Raw genomic sequence first — 4,941 nt, 5'->3', positions numbered from 1 at the left:
GACAGGACGTACACCTGCGCGGTGAAGCGCCGCCGCGGGGTGACGCTGCCGGGCGCCGCGACGACATGGCCGCGTCGTACGGCGTCGCGTGGCAGACCGCGCAGCAGCAGCGCCACGTTGTCCCCCGCCTGCGCCTCCGCCATCGGCTTGCCGAAGGTCTCCAAGCCGGTGACCACGGTCTCGGTGTCCGCGCCGAGGACCTCCACACGGTCCCCGAGCCGGACGGTGCCGCGCTCCACGGCGCCGGTGACGACGGTGCCGCGGCCGGTGATGGTGAGCACGTTCTCGACGGGCAGCAGGAACGGCGCGTCGAGATACCGCTCGGGCATCGGCACATAGGTGTCCACCGCGTCGAGGAGGGCCTCGATCGCGGACGTCCAGCGCGGGTCGCCCTCCAGCGCCTTCAGCCCCGAGACCCGCACGACGGGGACGGAGTCACCTCCGTACCCGTGCGCGGAGAGCAGGTCACGGACCTCCAGCTCGACGAGGTCGGTGAGCTCCTCGTCCCCCGCGTCGGCCTTGTTGAGCGCGACGACGATGTGGTCGACGCCGACCTGCCGGGCGAGCAGCACGTGCTCGGCGGTCTGCGGCATGATCCCGTCGAGGGCCGACACGACGAGGATCGCCCCGTCCAGTTGGGCGGCGCCGGTGACCATGTTCTTGATGTAGTCCGCGTGGCCCGGCATGTCCACGTGCGCGTAGTGACGGGTGTCCGTCTCGTACTCGACGTGCGCGATGTTGATCGTGATGCCGCGCTGCGCCTCCTCCGGGGCCCGGTCGATGCGGTCGAAGGACACGTACTGGGTGCCGCCGTCGCCACCGCGCTCGCTGAGGACCTTGGTGATGGCGGCGGTCAGGGTGGTCTTGCCGTGGTCGACGTGTCCCATCGTGCCGATGTTCAGGTGCGGCTTCGTACGGACGTAGGCGGTCTTGGACATGGTGGTTCCTTCTCCGGAACTCGAAGCTGTTGTCCCGTACCGGCTCCGTGCTCGGTCGGGACGGGGACCCCGGGCCCTACCGACCCTCCCCCTCGGGGGTCCGCCGGAATGTCCGGGGAGGGTCAGCTTCGGGCGCCGTCGAAGGCGACAGGTGCGAGGACGTCGGATGTGCCGACGGCAGCCTTCGCAGCGCCCGCGACTGCGGGCGTGGCTGCGAGGAAGGCGTACCGGAACATGTGACTGATCCTCACCGAAGAAAACGCCCACGTCGAATGGTTTTCGCGCGAACAGCACGTAACGGCACGCCCTGCGGGCCCAGTTGCCCGGCCGCGCGTCAGTGGCCCGTCGGACCGCCTGCCCACACCGTGGGCGTACGGCCCGACCACGGGCTCGCCTGTTCGAGCTGCCCGGCGAGCCGGAAGAGGCGGCCCTCTTCCCCGTACGCGGCGGCGAACTGCATGCCGATCGGGAGCCCCGTCCCGGCGTCGGCCGTCACCGGCACGGACATGGCGGGCGTGCCCGCGACGTTGAACGCCATGGTGAAGGGCGAGCGGTCGTTGAGGCGGTCGATCCAGCCGAGGCCGTCGAGCTCCTCCGCGCCCTCCCCGTAGGCCCCCAGGAGCACGGGCGGTTCCGGCACGGTCGGGGTGAGCAGTACGTCGTGTGCCTCGAAGCAGCGCGCCAGGCTGCGGGCGACCCGGTTGCGGACCGCCAGCGCGGCGACGAACCGGTCGGCGCCGACCCGCTGCCCGTACCGGTATGCGGCCAGCGTCACCGGTTCGAGGGTCGAGGAGTCGACGGTCCGGCCGAGGGCGGCGGCCAGTCCGTCGACCGAGGCCGTGAGATTCGCCGTCATCAGACGGGCGTTGGCCAGGACGAACTCCTCCCAGTCGACCCCGAGATCAACCTCGGCCGCCACCACGCGGTGGCCGAGGGATTCGAGCAGGCGCACGGTCCGGGAGACGGCGTCGGCGACCGGCGCCGTGGTGCGGCGCCCGCCCCACGCCTGGGTGAGGACACCGATCCGCTGCGGGCCCGGGGGACGGGTGACCTCCTCTGCGTAGGGCCTCTCCGGCCGCGGGGCGTAGTAGGGGTCGCCCGGTTCCGGGCCGCCGATCAGGTCGAGCAGTGCCGCGCTGTCGCGCACTGTTCGGCTGACGCTGCCCTGCACGCCCAGGCCGTTGAATATCTCGTCGGCGTCGGGGGCCACGGAGACCCGGCCGCGGGTGGGCTTGAGCCCGAAGAGGCCGTTGTACGCGGCGGGAATGCGGAGCGAGCCCGCCGCGTCGGTGGCGTGCGCGAGGGGCACCACCCCGGCGGCGACGGCCGCGCCCGCTCCCCCGCTGGATCCGCCCGCGCTCCGTGTGGGGTCCCACGGGTTGCGGGTCGGGCCGTACAGCACCGGCTCGGTGGTGATGCTGTAGGCAAGCTCCGGGGTGGCGGTACGCCCGAAGGTCACGAGGCCGGCCCGCCGCAGGCGCCGCATCAGCGCGGAATCGGCGCCCGCGACAAGACCGGCCGCGAGCCGACTGCCCAGCTCCGTCCGTCGCCCGGCCATCGCGACCCCGATGTCCTTGATCAGGAAAGGGACCCCGGCCAGCGGCGCGCTGCCGGGCTCGGGCTCGTCGTCGGTGGGCCATGTCTCGACGACGGCGTTGATCCGCGGGTCGACCGCCTGCGCCGCCTCGCGCGCGGCCGCCACCAGTTCGGCGGGGGTCACCTCGCCCGCGGCCACCAGCTCGGCGAGCCCGACGGCGTCGAAGTTCACGTACTCGGTCACTCTCACTGTCACTCCCAGCACCAGGACAATACCGTTGAGTGCCACACGATACCGCTCGGTATCGCGTGGCACAGGCTGGTACCGTAGCAGTCATGACAACGACCGTCGGCAGGCCGAGCAGGGTGGCGAAACTGCCGCCGCGAGAGCGCATCCTCGACGCGGCGGAAGAGCTCTTCCAGAGCGAGGGCATCCGGCGGGTCGGCGTCCAGGCGATCGCCGACCGGGCCGAGACCACCAAAGCGGCGATCTACCGGCACTTCGAGACCAAGGACGCACTGGTCGCCGAGTGGCTGCGGATCGTCGCCGCCGGCTACCAGGCGGCGTTCGACCGGGTCGAGGCCGAGCACCCCGACCGGCCCAGGGAGCAGATCCTGGGCCTGGCCCGCTTCATCGCCGAGGGACTGCCGACGATCTCGTACCGGGGCTGCCCGTTCATCAACTCCCTCGCCGAGCTGCCCGACCGCTCGCATCCCGCGCGGCAGGTGATCGAGGAGCACAAGGCCCGCCAGACCCGCCGACTCGTCGCCATGTGCGCCGCGGCCGGACTGCCGGACCCCGAACAGACCGCGGCCGAAATCACCTTCCTGCTCGAAGGCGCGCAGGTCAGCACGCAGAACGGCAGCATCGACCGGGCCGGGGACCGTCTGCTGATGATCGTCGAGGCGGTCCTCGACCGGCCGTAGCACTCCCCTCACGGCGTGGACCCGCGGTAGCGCGCCCGGCGACCGGGCCGGTCAGAGGTTCTTGAGCGCCTCACGCACCGAGAGCGGCGCGAGTCCGCCCCGCTCCCGATCCACGAAGGCGCGCACGGCCTCCGGGTCGGTCTTGGCGTACTCCCGAAGACACCAGCCGATGGCTTTCCTGATGAAGAAGTCGGGATGCCCCGACTGGCGTGCGCAGTAGGCGAAGAGCCGCTCGGTGTCGGTGGCCGCCTTGTACTGGAGCTGGTGGAGCAGGGCCGTTCGGGCCACCCACAGGTCGTCGTCCTCGATCCACTCGTCCATGACGGTCCGCAGCTCCGGATCGGCCGCGACCAGCCCGCCGACGACGTGCGAGGCGAGCGCGTCGACCGTGTCCCACCAAGGGCGCGTCGTCACGAGGTGCCGGACGACGGGCAGGAAACCGGACGAACAACGCCGCACATGACGGCGCAGATAGTCGACGGCGAAGTAGGCGTACTCCCGTTCGGGCAGTGCCCAGCAGCGCAGCGCGATCGCTTTGCAGTCTTTTTCGTCGGGGCGCGGGGTGCCCGCGAGGACGGCCCGGGACAGATCGCGCCGCACCGGGGACGGCAGGCCGAGGAAGGGTGCGATGTCCTTCATGTACGCCTTCATCTGCGCGGACCGCTCCGGATCGGCCGCTTCCGGGTAGCTCACGACGAGCCGTTCGAGGACCGTGTCGGCCAGGTCACTGCTCGGCACCGCGCTCGGGACTGTGACGCTCATGAGACGCACCATACGGCGATCAGACACATGAGCCGGTTACTCTTCCCGGATGTTCGAGACCGCCACCGCCCGCCCGGAGGGCCTCGCCGTGCGCTGCGCCAGGGCTCTGCTCTCGCCGTGGTCGCGGCTGTCCCTGCTCGTGGTGCTGCTGGCCGCGGCGGCGACGTGCGTGCTGCTCTTCGAGCCGCAGCGGCTCCTCTCCGACGGATGGCCCGCGCAGCTGGGCGGCGCCACGGCGGTGGCCCTGTTCGCGGTGGCGTACGGGGCGTGCACCGCCGCGTTCGTGCCGCGTCCACTGCTCAATCTGGCGGCGGGCGCGCTCTTCGGGTCGCAGGTGGGCCTGGGCGCGGCGATCGCGGGCACGGTCTTCGGTGCCGGGATCGCCTTCGGTCTGGGCCGGATGCTGGGCCAGGACGCGCTGCGGCCGCTGCTGCGGGGGCGCTGGCTGAAGGCCGTGGACGGCCAGCTCAGCCGGCACGGCTTCCGCTCGATGCTGGCGGTGCGGCTCTTCCCCGGCGTGCCGTTCGCCGCGGCCAACTACTGCGCGGCGGTGTCCCGCATGGGCTGGCTGCCGTTCCTGCTCGCGACGGGCCTCGGCTCGATCCCGAACACGGCCGCGTACGTCATCGCGGGCGCCCGCGCGTCGACGCCGACGTCGCCCGTCTTCCTGGTCGCGATGGGGTTCATCGCGGTGACGGGTCTGGGCGGGGCGGCGGTGGCGTGGTTCAAGCGCCACCACTTCCGCGACCGCTGAGCGGACCGCCCCACCCCTGCCCCC

General features: G+C 72.1%; 5 protein-coding genes. 2 read left to right on the top strand and 3 right to left on the bottom strand.

What is annotated here, in order from left to right; all coding sequences use genetic code 11:
* Window positions 1-938: elongation factor Tu (locus tag AOK03_RS33490; protein WP_055569145.1), on the bottom strand; the 938-nt coding region annotated here is incomplete at its 3' end.
* 334 nt (window positions 939-1,272) lie between these two features.
* Window positions 1,273-2,724: an amidase gene (locus AOK03_RS33485; protein WP_055569144.1), complete on the bottom strand. Its 1,452-nt coding sequence runs from the start codon at window positions 2,722-2,724 to the stop codon at window positions 1,273-1,275.
* 86 nt (window positions 2,725-2,810) lie between these two features.
* Here AOK03_RS33485 and AOK03_RS33480 point away from each other — a divergent pair, with 86 nt between their 5' ends.
* Window positions 2,811-3,401 (top strand): TetR/AcrR family transcriptional regulator, encoded by a 591-nt coding sequence (locus AOK03_RS33480; RefSeq protein WP_055569143.1) that lies wholly within the window; start codon window positions 2,811-2,813, stop codon window positions 3,399-3,401.
* Window positions 3,402-3,452: 51 nt separating this feature from the next.
* Here the strand turns inward: AOK03_RS33480 and AOK03_RS33475 are convergent, their stop codons facing one another.
* The gene (locus AOK03_RS33475) at window positions 3,453-4,163 is read right to left on the bottom strand and encodes a DNA alkylation repair protein (protein ID WP_055569146.1); all 711 of its coding nucleotides are present in this window, start codon (window positions 4,161-4,163) and stop codon (window positions 3,453-3,455) included.
* A 49-nt stretch (window positions 4,164-4,212) separates the two neighbouring features.
* Here AOK03_RS33475 and AOK03_RS33470 point away from each other — a divergent pair, with 49 nt between their 5' ends.
* Window positions 4,213-4,917 (top strand): TVP38/TMEM64 family protein, encoded by a 705-nt coding sequence (locus AOK03_RS33470; protein WP_055569142.1) that lies wholly within the window; start codon window positions 4,213-4,215, stop codon window positions 4,915-4,917.
* Window positions 4,918-4,941 lie beyond the last annotated feature (24 nt).

It is taken from the genome of Streptomyces atriruber (genome assembly GCF_001418325.1).
Classification (GTDB): domain Bacteria; phylum Actinomycetota; class Actinomycetes; order Streptomycetales; family Streptomycetaceae; genus Streptomyces; species Streptomyces atriruber.
This window is presented reverse-complemented; position numbering and strand designations above follow the sequence as displayed.

Coding starts and splice junctions, on each gene's coding strand:
- AOK03_RS33475 (WP_055569146.1), bottom strand. CDS start 4,163: ATGAGCGTCACAGTCCCGAGCGCGGTGCCGAGCAGTGACCTGGCCGAC.
- AOK03_RS33480 (WP_055569143.1), top strand. CDS start 2,811: ATGACAACGACCGTCGGCAGGCCGAGCAGGGTGGCGAAACTGCCGCCG.
- AOK03_RS33470 (WP_055569142.1), top strand. CDS start 4,213: ATGTTCGAGACCGCCACCGCCCGCCCGGAGGGCCTCGCCGTGCGCTGC.